We start from the raw sequence: 13,522 nt of genomic DNA, 5'->3' as shown, positions 1-13,522 counted from the left end.
CACCATGAAAGCCATGATCTTTGCCGCAGGCCGCGGTGAACGGATGCGTCCGCTTACCGATACCTGTCCCAAACCGCTGCTGAAAGTGCGCGGCCGTCCGCTGATCGTCTGGCATGTGCTGAACCTGGTGCGCGCCGGCATCACGGAGATCGTCATCAACCATTCCCACCTGGGCCACCTGATCGAGGAAACCCTGGGCGACGGCAGCGCATATGGCGCGCGCATCGCGTATTCGCCGGAAAGCACGCCGCTGGAAACGGCGGGCGGCATCGCCCAGGCGCGCCACCTGCTGGGCGAGGAACCGTTCCTCGCCATTTCCGGCGACATCTACTGCCCCTATTTTGATTTCAAACAAGTGCTCGACGTGCTGGCCGACAAGGATGTGCTGGGCACGCCGTATCCGGCCGACCAGCGCGACATCGCCTGGACCTACCTGGTGCCCAATCCCGACTTCCATCCGCAAGGCGACTTCGGCCTGACCTTATTTGCGATCAACAATACGGACGAAACCAAGTGGACCTTCGCCAATATCGGCGTGTACCGTCCCGAGATGTTCGACGGCATCACGCCGGGCAGCCACGCCAGGCTGGGCGATTTGCTGCGCCGCTACGCGGACCAGGGCCGCGTGGGCGGCGAAGTCTATCCGGGCGAATGGACCAATGTGGGCACGCCGGCGCAGCTCGACGCCCTCAACGGCGTCGCCAGCCCGAAGGCGCCTGCGGCATGATGGCCAACTACGCGGCACGCCGCGCCGCGCTGCTGGCGCAGATGCTGCCCGGCAGCGTCGCCATCCTCGCCACGGCGCCCGAAGTGCCGCGCAACAGCGATTGCGACTATCCGTACCGCCACGACAGCTCTTTCTATTACCTCAGCGGTTTTACGGAACCCGACAGCGCCGTGGCGCTGGTGGCCGCCAGCGCCACGGCGCCCGCGCGCGCCATCCTGTTTTGCCGCGCCAAGAACACGGAGCGCGAAATCTGGGACGGCTTTCGCCACGGCCCCGAGGCGGCGCGCATCACCTTCGGTTTTGACAGCGCCTTCCCCATCGAGGAACTCGACGTGGAAATGGGCCGCCTGCTGGCCGACGCCCCCGCCATCTACTATGCGCTGGGCGGCAGCCTCGATGCGCAGGTGAAGGTCTGGCTGCACAATGTGCGGCAAAAAGCCCGCAGCGGCATCACGGCGCCGTCCATCGCGCATGACATCAGCGGCATGCTCGACGCCATGCGCCTGCTGAAAGACCCGCAAGAACAGGGCCTGATGCGCCGCGCGGCCGCCATTTCCAGCGCGGCCCACGTGCGCGCCATGCGTGCCACGCGGCCCGGCATGCACGAATATGCGCTGGAAGCGGAGCTGCTGTATGAATTCCGCCGCAGCGGCGCGCAATTTCCCGCGTACTCCTCCATCGTGGCCGGCGGCGACAATGCCTGCATCCTGCATTACAGCGCCAACAACGCGCTGCTGAAAGAGGGCGAACTGGTGCTGATCGACGCGGGCTGCGAACTCGATGGCTACGCCTCCGACATCACGCGCACCTGGCCCGTCAACGGCCGCTTCAGCCCCGCGCAGCGGGACCTGTATGAGCTGGTGCTGGCCGCGCAGCAGGCGGCGCTGGACATGGTGCGCCCCGGCTTGCCGCACAGCGCCATCCACGAGGCGGCCGTGCAGGTGCTGGCGCAGGGCATGCTGGATTTACAGCTGCTGGACCGGCAAAAGAGCGGCAGCGTGCAGGACGTCATCGCCGACAAGGCCTACCTGCCCTTCTACATGCACGGCACCAGCCACTGGCTCGGCATGGACGTGCACGACGTGGGCGCCTACCGCGACACGGGCGCGCCCGGCAAGCCGTGGCGCGCGCTGGAAGCAGGCATGGTGCTGACGGTGGAACCGGGCATCTACGTGCGCCCCGGCGCCGGTGTGCCGGAGCAGTTCTGGCACACGGGCATCCGCATCGAAGACGATGTGCTGGTCACGCCGCAAGGCCATGAAGTCTTCAGCACGGCGCCCCGGAGCGTCGCTGAAATCGAACAACTGATGTCACAGGATTAACGCCGCCGCATGCATACACCGTCCACTTTCGATCTCGCCATCTGCGGCGCCGGCCCCGTCGGCATGGCGCTGGCCGCCCTGCTGGTGCAGCGGGGCAGCCGCGCCGCCGGCATCGCCCTGCTCGACGCCAAGTCCATCGAACAGGCCAGACGCGACCCGCGCACCATCGCGCTGTCGCACGGCAGCCGCCAGATTCTCGAGGAAGCGGGCGCCTGGCCCGTCGAGGCGACGCCTATCCACCAGATCCACGTCTCGCGCCGCGGCCAGTTCGGGCGCAGCCTGATGGACCGCGGCGAGCATGGCGTCGAGGCGCTCGGCTATGTGGCCCGTTACGGCGCCGTCGTCAGCGCGCTGGCCGACGTCTGCGAACGCCTGGGCGTGGCCAGCCTGCGCCCGGCGCTGGTGACGGGCAGCGTGGAAGACGCCGATGGCGTGAGCGTGCAGATCGACCAGGCGGGCGCCGCGTCCAGCTTGCGCGCCAGCCTGCTGGTGCAGGCCGAGGGCGGCCTGTTCGGCCAGCAGCAGGAACGCGCCGTCAGCCGCGATTATGGCCAAAGCGCCATCATTGCCCATGTGCGCACAAGTAGCCCCATCGCCCACCGCGCGTACGAGCGCTTCACCGACGAGGGGCCGCTGGCCCTGCTGCCGCAGGACGACGGCTACGCGCTGGTGTGGTGCGTGCCGCCCACGCGCGCCGAACAATTGCTGGCGCTCGACGACGCGGCCTTCCTGGCGCGCCTGGGCGCCGCCTTCGGCAGCCGCCTGGGACGCTTCACCCACACGACGGCGCGCCTGGCCTATCCGCTGGGCCTGAACGCGCAGGCGGGCGGTACGGCGCGCACGGTGGCCATCGGCAATGCGGCGCAAACCCTGCATCCGGTGGCGGGACAGGGCCTGAACCTGGGCTTGCGCGACGCCGCCGTGCTGGCCCGCGTGCTGGCGCAAGATGCCAGCCCCGCCGCGCTGGAACGCTACGCCAGCCTGCGCCAGGCCGACCGGGGACTGACCGTGCGCGTGACCGACACCATGGCGCGCATTTTCACGGGCAATACCCCTGCGCAGGGCTTGCTGGGCCTGTCGCTGGGTCTGCTGGACGCCTTCCGCCCGGCCCGCAAAGGCCTGGCGGAACTGATGATGTACGGCCGCCGCTGAGTCTTGACAATAAGGAAAGAGCACGGGCGAAAAAGAAACAGGCGGGATATCGGGCATGGAGTAAACGGCCCGCGGATGCGACAATGGCTGTCACCTGGCTTTTGGCGACCGTTCCATGACAGATGCATTGCCCGCAGCACCGCCTGCCGCTCTTCCCGAAGTCCTTTTTTCCCGCCTGCTGGAAGACGCCCTCGACGCCGTCATCATCATCGACGAGCAGTGCCGCATCCGCTATATCAATGGCGCCATGCAGGCCTTGTCGGGCTATGCCAGCGGAGAACTGCTGGGCCAGACCCTGAACGGCCTGCTGCCCGACGCCGTCAGCGCGCAGCACGACAACCACGTGATCAACTACATCCGCAGCTCGCGCACCTCGAGCGTGCTGGGCAAGATACGCGAATTCGCCATCCGCCACCGCGACACGCAAATGATCCCCATCGAGATGAAGGCGCTGGACCTGGGCGTGGTCGATGGCCTGCGCTATTTCGGCGCCTTTCTGCTCGACGTGCGCGAACGGCGCGAACTGGCGGCAAAAAACGCCAGCCTGCTGGCGCAGCTGGAACAGCAGGCGCTGCACGATGCGCTGACGTCGCTGCCCAACCGGCGCGCCTATGAAGCGCAGGCCGAGCAGGCGATGGCGCGCGCGGCGCGCAGCGGCGCCGCACTGACCGTGGGCGTGGCCGACCTCGACCATTTCAAGAAGATCAACGACCGCCATGGCCATGCCGTGGGCGACGCCGTGCTGCGCACGGTGGCGCAGGTGCTGCGCGACACGGGACGCATCACCGACGTGGCCGCGCGCCTGGGCGGCGAGGAATTCGGCCTGCTGTTCCCCGACGCGACCCTGCAGCAGGCACACCAGGTGGCCGAACGCATCCGCGCAGCCGTGGCCGCCGCCATCACCCCCCTGCCCGATGGCCGCCAGCTGCAGGTCACCATCAGCATCGGCGTGGCGTCCCTGATGGCCGGCGCCAGCCTGGACGCGGCCATGTCCGATGCCGACAAGGCCCTGTATGCGGCCAAGCACCAGGGCCGCAACCAGGTCATCGCGGCGCCGGCCGCCCCATAAAAAACGGCCCGCGCAAGGCGGGCCATCTTCACTGGCGCAAGGGACGGCCTTACTCGACGGCCTTCAGCATATCCTCGATCACCTTCTTGGCGTCGCCAAACACCATCATCGTGTTCGGCTGGTAGAACAGGTCGTTGTCCAGGCCCGCATAGCCGGACGCCATCGAGCGCTTGTTGACGATGATGCTCTTGGCTTTATACGCTTCCAGGATCGGCATGCCGGCGATCGGCGATTTCGGGTCCTTCGCCGCCGGGTTCACCACGTCATTCGCGCCCAGCACCAGCACCACGTCCGTCTGGCCGAATTCGCCGTTGATGTCTTCCATCTCGAAGACCTGGTCGTACGGCACTTCCGCCTCGGCCAGCAGCACGTTCATGTGGCCCGGCATGCGCCCCGCCACGGGGTGGATCGCATACTTGACGGTGACGCCCTTGTGCGTGAGCTTTTCCACCAGTTCCTTCAGCGAGTGCTGCGCGCGCGCCACGGCCAGGCCGTATCCAGGCACGATGATGACGGTTTCCGCATTGCCCATGATGAAGGCGGCATCGTCGGCCGAACCCGATTTCACGGGACGCTGCTCTTGCGCGCCCGCCACGCCGGCTGCCGGCGCATCGCCGCCGAAGCCGCCGAGGATGACGTTGAAGAACGAGCGGTTCATCGCCTTGCACATGATGTACGACAGGATCGCGCCGGACGAACCGACGAGCGAGCCGGCGATGATCAGCATCGAGTTATTCAGCGAAAAACCGATGCCGGCCGCGGCCCAGCCCGAGTAGCTGTTGAGCATGGACACCACCACCGGCATGTCGGCGCCGCCGATGGGGATGATGATCAGCACGCCCAGCGCAAAGGCGATGACGGCCATGACGATGAACGGCGTCCACGCCGGTTCCACCCCGTCGGCAAAGCAGAACACCAGGCCCAGGGCGATCATCACCAGCGCCAGCACCAGGTTGAGCATGTGCTGGCCCTTGAAGCTGACGGGCGCGCCCTGGAACAGGCGGAACTTGTATTTGCCCGACAGCTTGCCGAAGGCGATCACCGAACCGGAAAAGGTGATGGCGCCGACAAAGGTGCCGATGAACAGTTCGAAGCGGTTACCGATGGGCAGCGCCTCGCCGTGCCTGGCGATATTGAAGGCCCACGGCTCGGACACGGCCGCCACGGCAATGCAGACGGCCGCCAGGCCGATCAGCGAATGCATGGCCGCCACCAGTTCCGGCATCTTCGTCATTTCCACGGTTTTCGCCAGGTAGGCGCCGATGGCGCCGCCCGTGACGATGCCGATGACGACCAGGGTCAGGCCCATGCCGCCCGTCTGCTGTTCCTTCAGTTTCAGGATCAGCGCCACGGTGGTGACGGCGGCAATCGCCATGCCGCTCATGCCGAAGGCATTGCCGCGGCGCGCCGTCGACGGCGACGACAGCCCTTTCAAGGCCTGGATGAAGCACACCGAGGCGATCAGGTACATCATCGTCACCAGGTTCATGGTGACGAAGCTCATGGCATGACTCATTCTTTTGCTCCTTGCTTGGCCTTCGGTTCTTTTTTGCGGAACATCTCGAGCATGCGCTGCGTGACGAGGAAGCCGCCAAACACGTTGACGGCGGCCAGCGCCACTGCCAGGGTGCCGGCCGCCTGCGCCAGCGGGCCTTCCGTCAGGCCGGCCGCCAGCATGGCGCCGACGATGATGATGGCGGAAATGGCATTGGTAACGGCCATCAGCGGCGTGTGCAGCGCCGGCGTGACGGTCCAGACGACGTGGTAGCCGACATAAATGGCCAGCACGAAGATGATCAGGTTAATGATGGTGTGACTGATTTCCATGATGTGGTTCTCTCCCGGTGCCGCGTGATTTTCGTAGCTTGGTTGCGTAGCTTGGTGGCGTAACTTACTTGCGCAAGATGGCGCTGTCCGCGCACACCAGGCTGGCCTTGATGATTTCATCCTCGCGGTCGATCAGCAGCTGGTCGTCCTTGTCGATGATGAGCTTTAAAAAGTCCAGCACGTTGCGCGCGTACAGGGCCGAGGCATCGGCCGCCACCAGGGTGGCCAGGTTCGGCTCGCCCACGATATACACGCCATGCTTGAGCACCGTCTTGCCCAGTTCGGACAGGGGGCAGTTGCCGCCCTGCTCCACGGCCAGGTCGACGATGACGGAGCCCGGCTTCATGGCCTTCACCGTTTCTTCGGAAATCAGCACGGGCGCGGCGCGGCCGGGAATCAGGGCGGTGGTGATGATGATGTCGGCCAGCTTCGCCCGTTCGTGCACCAGTTCGGCCTGGCGGCGCATCCAGTCGGCCGGCATGGCGCGCGCATAGCCGCCCGAGCCCTTGGCGATTTCCTTTTCTTCATCGGTCAGGAACGGCACGTCGAGGAACTTGGCGCCCAGGGATTCCACCTGTTCCTTGACGGGCGGACGCACGTCGGACGCTTCGATGACGGCGCCCAGGCGCTTGGCCGTGGCGATCGCCTGCAAGCCTGCCACGCCCACGCCCATGATCAGCACGCGGGCCGCCTTCACGGTGCCGGCCGCCGTCATCAGCATGGGCATGAAGCGCTGGTAGGTATTGGCCGCCACCAGCACGGCCTTGTAGCCGGCGATGTTCGCCTGCGACGACAGCACGTCCATCGACTGCGCGCGCGTGATGCGCGGCACGGCTTCCAGGGCGAAGGCGGACAGCCCGGCCGTGGCCATGGCGGCGATATTGTCCGCGTCAAACGGGTTCAGCATGCCGATCAGCACCGTGCCGCTGGCCATCAGGGCCCGTTCATCGGCATCGGGCGCGCGCACCTTGAGCACGATGGCGCAGCCATAGGCTTCCTGGGCGCTACCGATCTGCGCGCCGGCGGCGGCATACGCATCGTCGGGAATCGAGGCCTGCAGGCCCGCTCCCGACTGCACGACGACTTGATGTTTGGCTGCCAGCTTCTTGACTGTCTCGGGCGTTGCTGCCACCCGTGTTTCACCAGGCCGTGTTTCGGCCGGTATGCCTATCCTCATGATGCCTCCGCTAATTGATAAACTGACTAGAATCTAACACGGAAAGCAGCGCGTTAAACGTTTGTGAACCAGCAACTTTTAGTCGTGCGACACTAATTCCACCAGCATCCCCCGATTCGTTTCACCATGCGGCGCGGCGACCATATTGTGGGAAAGTTGTGTCAATCTCACCACAGTCGAGCGTGCGTGCGCGCTTGTTTTGACCACAGGGAAAGCCTATATTAGCGGGCGCTTCCTGCCATCTTGCCGCCAAAGCCCCCATGCTAGTGCGCTCCCCGGGAAAGACGTAAGTACCTCCCACCGCTATTTGCTAAAACGTTGTCATTTATCAATATGTCCGCGCAACAGAAGGCCGGGTTCAAACCGCGCGCGCAGAACAAGATAAAATGTCGGCTCTTTCAAGGATGGAATCATGCCGAGAATCTGGAAACCCTCTGTCACCGTTGCCGCCATCGTCGAGCGCGACGGCCTGTTTTTACTGATTGAAGAAGAGACCAGCGAAGGCATCAAGCTGAATCAGCCGGCCGGCCATCTCGACCCGTTCGAGTCGCTGGAGCAGGCGGTGATCCGCGAAACGCTGGAAGAAGCGGCCTACGATTTCATCCCCACGGCACTGGTCGGCATGTACATGTCGCGCTATCAGTCACTGCGCACGGGCGAGGACGTGACCTATTTGCGCTTCACCTTTTGCGGCACGGCCGGCGCCGAGCATGACCGCCCGCTGGACGAAGGCATCATCCGCACCCTGTGGATGACGCGCGACGAGCTGGCCGCGTGCCAGGAACGCCACCGCAGCCCCTTGGTGCTGCAGTGCGTGGACGAATACCTGGCTGGCCGGCGCGCGCCGCTGGCCCTGCTGCACACGCATGCGTCCGTTTTCAATAGCGCATAGCAATATTATCTAAAAGTAACTGGAAAGCAAGATGAGCAAGAAGAAAGTCGTTATCGGCATGTCGGGCGGGGTCGATTCCTCGGTCGCGGCATGGATGCTGAAGGAACAAGGCTATGAAGTCATCGGCCTGTTCATGAAAAACTGGGAAGATGACGACGATTCGGAATACTGCTCCACGCGCCAGGACTGGATCGACGCGGCCAGCGTGGCCGACGTCATCGGCGTCGACATCGAAGCCGTCAACTTTGCCTCCGAATACAAGGACCGCGTGTTCGCCGATTTCCTGCGCGAGTACCAGGCCGGCCGCACGCCGAACCCGGACGTGCTGTGCAACGCCGAAATCAAGTTCAAGGCCTTCCTCGACCACGCCATGACCCTGGGCGCCGATCTGATCGCCACCGGCCACTATGCGCGCGTGCGCCAGGCGCCGACGGATGCGGGCCGCTATGAATTGCTCAAGGCCGTCGACGCCAGCAAGGACCAGAGCTACTTCCTGCACCGCTTGAACCAGGCGCAGCTGTCGAAAACCCTGTTTCCGCTCGGTGAAATCCCGAAGACGCAAGTGCGCCAGATCGCCGAAAAACTGGGTTTGCCGAATGCGCAGAAGAAGGATTCGACGGGCATCTGCTTTATCGGCGAACGCCCGTTCCGCGAATTCCTGAACCGCTACCTGTCGTACAAGCCGGGCTCCATGAAAACGGCGGACGGCAAGACGGTGGGCGAACACGTGGGACTGAGTTTCTATACGCTGGGCCAGCGCAAGGGCATCGGTATTGGCGGCGTGAAGTCGTACCAGAATGCCGATGGCAGCAGCGACGCCTGGTATGTGGCGCGCAAGGATATCGCCAACAACACCTTGTGGGTGGTGCAGGGCCATGACCACCCTTGGCTGCTGTCGCCCGCCTTGAGCGCCGACCAGGCCAGCTGGGTGGCCGGTGTGGCGCCGCAGGCGGGCGCCTTGAGCGCCAAGACGCGCTACCGCCAGGCCGACGTGGCTTGCCAATTGCTGCCGGATGGAAATGAACTGTTCAGCCTGGCCTTCGACCAGGCGCAATGGGCCGTCACGCCGGGCCAGTCGGCCGTGCTGTACGACGGCGACGTGTGTCTGGGCGGCGGCATCATCGCCAGCGCCACAGGTTTGGCCGGCAGCTAGGAGTTGCCCTGCGCAGCGGCGGCCAGGGCCTGCTGCTTGCGCACCATGGCAATGACGGTATTGCGCACGGTTTTCAGGACCGTGTCGGCCATGAAGGGTTTCACGATGAAGCCCGACACGCCCATCGCATGGGCCGCCTGCAGCGAGGCGGCGTCGATGCCGCCCGACACCATGAAGATCAGCGTCTTCGGATACTGGGCGCGGATGGTTTGCACCACGTTGCTGCCGTCTTCCACCTGCTCGCGCGCGATGCACACGAAATGCGGGTGGTGCTTGACCAGCAGCGCCAGCCCCAGCGCGCTGGTATGCGTCTGCCCGCAGACATCGTAGCCGCCATCGGTCAGGACCGTGTTCAGCAGGCCGCGCGCCACGGCGCTGCTATCGATCAGGACTGTCTTTAACATCATGATTACTTTCCTTGCTTGATTATTCTTGTCTTGCGCCGGCGATCACTTTTCCCAGACCAGCTTGTTCCAGGTAACACCCAGGGTCACGTCCGTCTTGAGTTCTACCAACTTTCTTGAAAGATACAGTATTTCCCGCTCTTTTCGCAGGCTTTCGCCCAGCGCGCCGGGCAAAATCCCCGCGCCCGCCATCACGGCGTCGATATTGCCGTAGGCGCGCAACAGTTTCGCGCCCGTCTTCAGGCCGATCTTCGACACGCCGGGAATACTGTCGGTGACGTCGCCCATCAGCGCCAGCAGGTCGGGCAGCAGTTCCGGCGGCACGCCGAACTTTTTCTCGACCCAGGCATGGTCGTGCCAGACGCCCTTGAAATGGTCCCACACGAGCGCGCCGTGGGCGATCAGGCCGTGCAGATCCTTGTCGGTGGTGGCGATGACGGCCGCGCCGCGCCCCTCGTGCAGCCAGCGCATGACGGCCGTGCCGATCACGTCGTCGGCCTCGACCTCGGGAATGCTGACCACATGCATGCCGAAGCTGGCCAGGGTGGCATAGAAGCCGGGCAAGGCGTCGCGCAGCACTTGCGGCATGGGCTGGCGCCCTTCGCGGTAGCCCGCATACAGGGCATGGCGCCAGGTGGGCCCGCCAAAATCGAAGGCCGGCAGGATGTGCGTCGGCTCGTGGTCGTTGATGAGGGTGCGGAACGACGACAGCGCATGGCGCAGCGCGATCTCCGCCTTCAGGTCGGAATCGGGTTCAGGACTGGCTTCGTAGACGCGGCGTACGATATTCAAGCCGTCGATAGCGAGGAGTCTGGCCATGCGGTAAGTGGATACTGGTTGAATCGGGCATTTTACCGTATGGTTCCCCGCACATCGGCCTTGAATACCCCTTATTTGGCGAAATCGTAGGGCCCGCCCTTTTCCAGCGCGCGCTGATACGCCGGCCGCGCATGGATGCGCTGCAGGAAGGCCGTCAGCTTGGGCTGGCGCTCGTCGAGTCCGCCGCGCATGGCTGCCGCTTCCAGCGGAAAGCTCATCTGGATGTCGGCCGCCGTGAATTCATTGCCGGCAAACCATTTGGTTTTTTCCAGTTCCGCTTCCATGTAGGCCAGCTGGCTGTGGATATTGGGCAAGATGAAGCTGTGCTTGACCTTGCTGGCGATGCCGCGCGCGATCGGTTTCACGAAGAACGGCATGGGCGACGATTCGACCTTATCGAATACCAGCTTCAGCAGCAGCGGCGGCATGGCCGAGCCTTCCGCGAAATGCAGCCAGTAGGTCCAGCGCAGCTTGTCCGGCGTACCCGCCGCCGGGATCAAGCGGCCATTGCCGTAGCGTTCGACCAGGTACTCGATGATGGCGCCCGATTCGGCGACGGTGTTGGCGCCATCCGTGATCACGGGCGACTTGCCCAGCGGATGGACGGCCTTCAAGGACGCGGGCGCCAGCATGGTTTTCGGGTCGCGCTGGTAGCGCTTGACCTCGTAGTCGAGGCCCAGTTCCTCGAGCAGCCAGAGCACGCGCTGCGAGCGCGAATTGTTCAGATGGTGGACGACGATCATGGTTTTCCCGTTAGGCGATGGTTGAGTTCCAGTATAGCCGGGACGGCCGGATCGGGCAGCGCATGAAGATGCGCAAAAAGAAATTGCGAAAAACAGTATTTTCAATTGATAACTATTCCATATTCCCTTATCTTGTTTTGTTTCCAATAAGTAAGGATTTTCCCCGTGGATGTCGACGTCAACAACAACAGCGCCCAACGCGAAGCCATCACCTTCAGCGCCACCGGCAGCGAATACTTCCGGATCTGGATCGTCAACCTGCTGCTGAGCATTGTCACCCTGGGCATTTACTCTGCCTGGGCCAAGGTGCGCCGCAACCGCTACTTCTATTCGAGCACCCACCTGGCGGGCGGCAGCTTCGAATACCACGGCAACGCCGTCGCCATCCTGAAAGGCCGCATCGCGGCCGTGGTGCTGATCGCCGGCTACAACATCGCCTTCCAGGTCTCGCCCATCGTCGGCCTGATCATGCTGGTGCTCATGGCCGCCATCCTGCCCTGGCTGGTCTGGAAAAGCCTGCAATTCAAACTGTACAACACCAGCTACCGTGGCATCCGCTTCGGCTTTGGCGGCAGCGCCGGGGAAGCCTACAAGTACTTCCTGTGGCTGCCTATCCTGAATACCTTCACGGGCGGCCTGATGACGCCGTTCCTGCACCAGCGCCTGAAGCGTTTCCAGCATACGCAAAGCCGTTTCGGCACCACCCATTTCAGCTTCGACGCCACGGTCGGCAGCTTCTACAAGACCTATCTGCTGTTCTTCGCGCTGCTGCTGGGCGGCCTGCTGGTGCTGATTTTCCTCGTCTTCGGCGGCGTGTTCGCCTCGTTTGCCGCCAATGCGAATGACAGCACCAAGGTAGGCAGCCTGCTGCTGGCCGTCGGCGCGCTGTACCTGTGGGCGTTCACCGTGCTGCCGCTGTTCCTGACCATGATCCAGAACCTGATCTGGAACCATACGCGCCTGCAGCAGCACCAGTTCCAGTCGCAGCTGACGTGGGGCCGCACCACCTTCGTCATGCTGAGCAATCTGCTGGGCATCGTCGTCACCCTGGGCCTGTTTACGCCATTCGCCCACGTGCGCTGGCTGAAGTACCGCCTGGAAGCGACATCCATGCTGGTGCATGGCAGCCTGGACGAGTTTGTCGCCGCCACGGGCCAGCAAGTGTCGGCCACGGGCGAAGGCATGGTCGACCTGCTGGACTTCGACCTGTCGCTGTAGCATGACGCCCGATCACCACGCGCCGGATGCGGCCGCCGTGCCCGCGCGCTATTTCGATGGCCAGACCTCGCGCCTGTACCACGTGACGCTCAGCGTGCGCGATGGCCAGGCCGTGCTGGCCGGCGACATCGAGCGCAGTTGCCCCTTGGACGAGCTGCACGTGTCCGAACGCAGCAGCCACGCCGTGCGCAAGGTCAGCTTTGCCGACGGCGCCTACCTGGAAATCGCCGACCAGGCGGCCTTCAACAGCCTGCTGCACGACACGGGCCACCGCGACGGCTGGGTGGTACGGCTGCAGCAAAGCTGGCGCGGTGCCCTGCTGGCCACGGTGGCCACCATCGTCGCCCTGTGGCTCAGCTATCAGTACCTGCTGCCGCTGGCGGCCAAGGGCGTGGCGTATGCCCTGCCGCAGTCCGTCGAACGGCAACTGGGCCAGGGCGTGCTCGACATGCTGGACCGCCATGTGTTCGCCCCCAGCCAGCTCGATGGGGAGCGCCAGCAAGCGTTGCGCGCCCAGTTCGCCCGCCTGGCTACGCCTGGCGACAGCATGCCCGAGCACCGCATCGTGTTCCGCAAGAGCAAGATCGGCCCGAACGCGTTTGCCCTGCCGTCCGGCGACATCGTGCTGACCGATGAAATGATCGAACTGCTGCCGGACAACGAGGCCATCATGGGCGTGCTCGCGCATGAACTGGGGCATTTGCAGCAGCGCCACCTGACGCGGCGCATCATCCAGACTTCGGCCGTGGGCGCCGGCGCCGCACTGCTGTTCGGCGACGTCTCGACGGTGGTGGCGACCCTGCCGCCGCTGCTGCTGGATCTGAAGTATTCGCGCGACGTGGAACGCGACGCGGACGACTACGCGATTGCCATGCTGCGCCAGAACGGCATTCCCCTGGAACACCTGGCGCAAGTGTTTGTCGCGCTGGGCAAGCTCGATGGCGGCACGCCATACCTGTCGAGCCATCCGGCCAGCACCGAACGCATCGAACGCATCCGCGCCGCACAGCGCTGAGTAC

General features: G+C 64.4%; 14 protein-coding genes. 8 read left to right on the top strand and 6 right to left on the bottom strand.

The window, feature by feature from the left end; genetic code table 11:
• The first annotated feature begins 4 nt into the window (after window positions 1-4).
• The 4 genes from murU to VPH41_RS00430 all read left to right on the top strand — a co-directional run bounded on the left by murU (window position 5) and on the right by VPH41_RS00430 (window position 4,270).
• Entirely contained in the window at window positions 5-727 is a 723-nt protein-coding gene (gene murU / locus VPH41_RS00445; RefSeq protein WP_328568607.1) for an N-acetylmuramate alpha-1-phosphate uridylyltransferase MurU, read from the top strand.
• Complete coding sequence (locus VPH41_RS00440) at window positions 727-2,049, top strand: aminopeptidase P N-terminal domain-containing protein (protein WP_328569597.1); 1,323 nt, start codon at window positions 727-729, stop codon at window positions 2,047-2,049. The genes murU and VPH41_RS00440 overlap by 1 nt, the downstream gene beginning before the upstream one ends.
• Window positions 2,050-2,058: 9 nt before the next feature.
• Complete coding sequence (locus tag VPH41_RS00435; protein WP_328568606.1) at window positions 2,059-3,201, top strand: UbiH/UbiF/VisC/COQ6 family ubiquinone biosynthesis hydroxylase; 1,143 nt, start codon at window positions 2,059-2,061, stop codon at window positions 3,199-3,201.
• Between the two features lie 115 nt (window positions 3,202-3,316).
• Window positions 3,317-4,270 carry a GGDEF domain-containing protein gene (locus VPH41_RS00430; protein WP_287776953.1) on the top strand — a complete coding sequence of 318 codons (954 nt, stop codon included), beginning with the start codon at window positions 3,317-3,319 and terminating at the stop codon, window positions 4,268-4,270.
• A 49-nt stretch (window positions 4,271-4,319) separates the two neighbouring features.
• Here VPH41_RS00430 and VPH41_RS00425 read toward each other — a convergent pair whose 3' ends face one another.
• From VPH41_RS00425 to VPH41_RS00415, 3 genes are all read right to left on the bottom strand, one after another.
• Complete coding sequence (locus tag VPH41_RS00425; protein ID WP_287777085.1) at window positions 4,320-5,774, bottom strand: NAD(P)(+) transhydrogenase (Re/Si-specific) subunit beta; 1,455 nt, start codon at window positions 5,772-5,774, stop codon at window positions 4,320-4,322.
• A gap of 8 nt (window positions 5,775-5,782) precedes the next feature.
• A complete protein-coding gene (locus VPH41_RS00420) occupies window positions 5,783-6,097 on the bottom strand; it encodes an NAD(P) transhydrogenase subunit alpha (RefSeq protein ID WP_152254822.1) in 315 nt (104 codons plus the stop codon).
• Between the two features lie 64 nt (window positions 6,098-6,161).
• Window positions 6,162-7,274 carry a Re/Si-specific NAD(P)(+) transhydrogenase subunit alpha gene (locus VPH41_RS00415; RefSeq protein WP_328568605.1) on the bottom strand — a complete coding sequence of 371 codons (1,113 nt, stop codon included), beginning with the start codon at window positions 7,272-7,274 and terminating at the stop codon, window positions 6,162-6,164.
• A 412-nt stretch (window positions 7,275-7,686) separates the two neighbouring features.
• Between VPH41_RS00415 and VPH41_RS00410 the strand changes: the two genes are divergently transcribed.
• Window positions 7,687-8,166 (top strand): NUDIX hydrolase, encoded by a 480-nt coding sequence (locus VPH41_RS00410; RefSeq protein ID WP_010401817.1) that lies wholly within the window; start codon window positions 7,687-7,689, stop codon window positions 8,164-8,166.
• A 31-nt stretch (window positions 8,167-8,197) separates the two neighbouring features.
• The gene (gene mnmA / locus VPH41_RS00405; RefSeq protein WP_328568604.1) at window positions 8,198-9,319 is read left to right on the top strand and encodes a tRNA 2-thiouridine(34) synthase MnmA; all 1,122 of its coding nucleotides are present in this window, start codon (window positions 8,198-8,200) and stop codon (window positions 9,317-9,319) included.
• On the opposite strand, the gene VPH41_RS00400 is transcribed toward mnmA, so the two are convergent.
• The 3 genes from VPH41_RS00400 to VPH41_RS00390 all read right to left on the bottom strand — a co-directional run bounded on the left by VPH41_RS00400 (window position 9,316) and on the right by VPH41_RS00390 (window position 11,285).
• On the bottom strand, window positions 9,316-9,723 hold the full coding sequence (locus VPH41_RS00400; RefSeq protein ID WP_034779039.1) for a response regulator: 408 nt from the start codon (window positions 9,721-9,723) through the stop codon (window positions 9,316-9,318). The two genes, mnmA and VPH41_RS00400, sit on opposite strands and share 4 nt — an antisense overlap.
• A 45-nt stretch (window positions 9,724-9,768) precedes the next feature.
• Window positions 9,769-10,542, bottom strand: a complete 774-nt coding sequence (locus tag VPH41_RS00395) for a 5'-3' exonuclease (RefSeq protein ID WP_034745632.1) — start codon at window positions 10,540-10,542, stop codon at window positions 9,769-9,771.
• Between the two features lie 71 nt (window positions 10,543-10,613).
• Complete coding sequence (locus VPH41_RS00390; RefSeq protein WP_328568603.1) at window positions 10,614-11,285, bottom strand: glutathione S-transferase; 672 nt, start codon at window positions 11,283-11,285, stop codon at window positions 10,614-10,616.
• A 165-nt stretch (window positions 11,286-11,450) separates the two neighbouring features.
• Between VPH41_RS00390 and VPH41_RS00385 the strand changes: the two genes are divergently transcribed.
• Window positions 11,451-12,503, top strand: a complete 1,053-nt coding sequence (locus VPH41_RS00385; protein WP_328568602.1) for a YjgN family protein — start codon at window positions 11,451-11,453, stop codon at window positions 12,501-12,503.
• Window position 12,504: 1 nt separating this feature from the next.
• A complete protein-coding gene (locus VPH41_RS00380) occupies window positions 12,505-13,518 on the top strand; it encodes a M48 family metallopeptidase (protein ID WP_328568601.1) in 1,014 nt (337 codons plus the stop codon).
• Window positions 13,519-13,522 lie beyond the last annotated feature (4 nt).

The organism is Janthinobacterium sp. P210006 (genome assembly GCF_036231885.1).
Taxonomy (GTDB): domain Bacteria; phylum Pseudomonadota; class Gammaproteobacteria; order Burkholderiales; family Burkholderiaceae_D; genus Janthinobacterium; species Janthinobacterium violaceinigrum.
Note: the sequence above shows the minus strand (reverse complement) of the source record. Positions and strands in the feature narration are given on the sequence as shown.

Bases quoted from the DNA above. Each gene is read 5' to 3' on its own strand.
- VPH41_RS00390 (WP_328568603.1), bottom strand. From the start codon at position 11,285: ATGATCGTCGTCCACCATCTGAACAATTCGCGCTCGCAGCGCGTGCTC.
- VPH41_RS00410 (WP_010401817.1), top strand. From the start codon at position 7,687: ATGCCGAGAATCTGGAAACCCTCTGTCACCGTTGCCGCCATCGTCGAG.
- VPH41_RS00425 (WP_287777085.1), bottom strand. From the start codon at position 5,774: ATGAGCTTCGTCACCATGAACCTGGTGACGATGATGTACCTGATCGCC.
- VPH41_RS00435 (WP_328568606.1), top strand. From the start codon at position 2,059: ATGCATACACCGTCCACTTTCGATCTCGCCATCTGCGGCGCCGGCCCC.
- VPH41_RS00415 (WP_328568605.1), bottom strand. From the start codon at position 7,274: ATGAGGATAGGCATACCGGCCGAAACACGGCCTGGTGAAACACGGGTG.
- VPH41_RS00380 (WP_328568601.1), top strand. From the start codon at position 12,505: ATGACGCCCGATCACCACGCGCCGGATGCGGCCGCCGTGCCCGCGCGC.
- VPH41_RS00420 (WP_152254822.1), bottom strand. From the start codon at position 6,097: ATGGAAATCAGTCACACCATCATTAACCTGATCATCTTCGTGCTGGCC.
- mnmA (WP_328568604.1), top strand. From the start codon at position 8,198: ATGAGCAAGAAGAAAGTCGTTATCGGCATGTCGGGCGGGGTCGATTCC.
- VPH41_RS00430 (WP_287776953.1), top strand. From the start codon at position 3,317: ATGACAGATGCATTGCCCGCAGCACCGCCTGCCGCTCTTCCCGAAGTC.
- VPH41_RS00440 (WP_328569597.1), top strand. From the start codon at position 727: ATGGCCAACTACGCGGCACGCCGCGCCGCGCTGCTGGCGCAGATGCTG.
- VPH41_RS00395 (WP_034745632.1), bottom strand. From the start codon at position 10,542: ATGGCCAGACTCCTCGCTATCGACGGCTTGAATATCGTACGCCGCGTC.
- VPH41_RS00400 (WP_034779039.1), bottom strand. From the start codon at position 9,723: ATGTTAAAGACAGTCCTGATCGATAGCAGCGCCGTGGCGCGCGGCCTG.
- murU (WP_328568607.1), top strand. From the start codon at position 5: ATGAAAGCCATGATCTTTGCCGCAGGCCGCGGTGAACGGATGCGTCCG.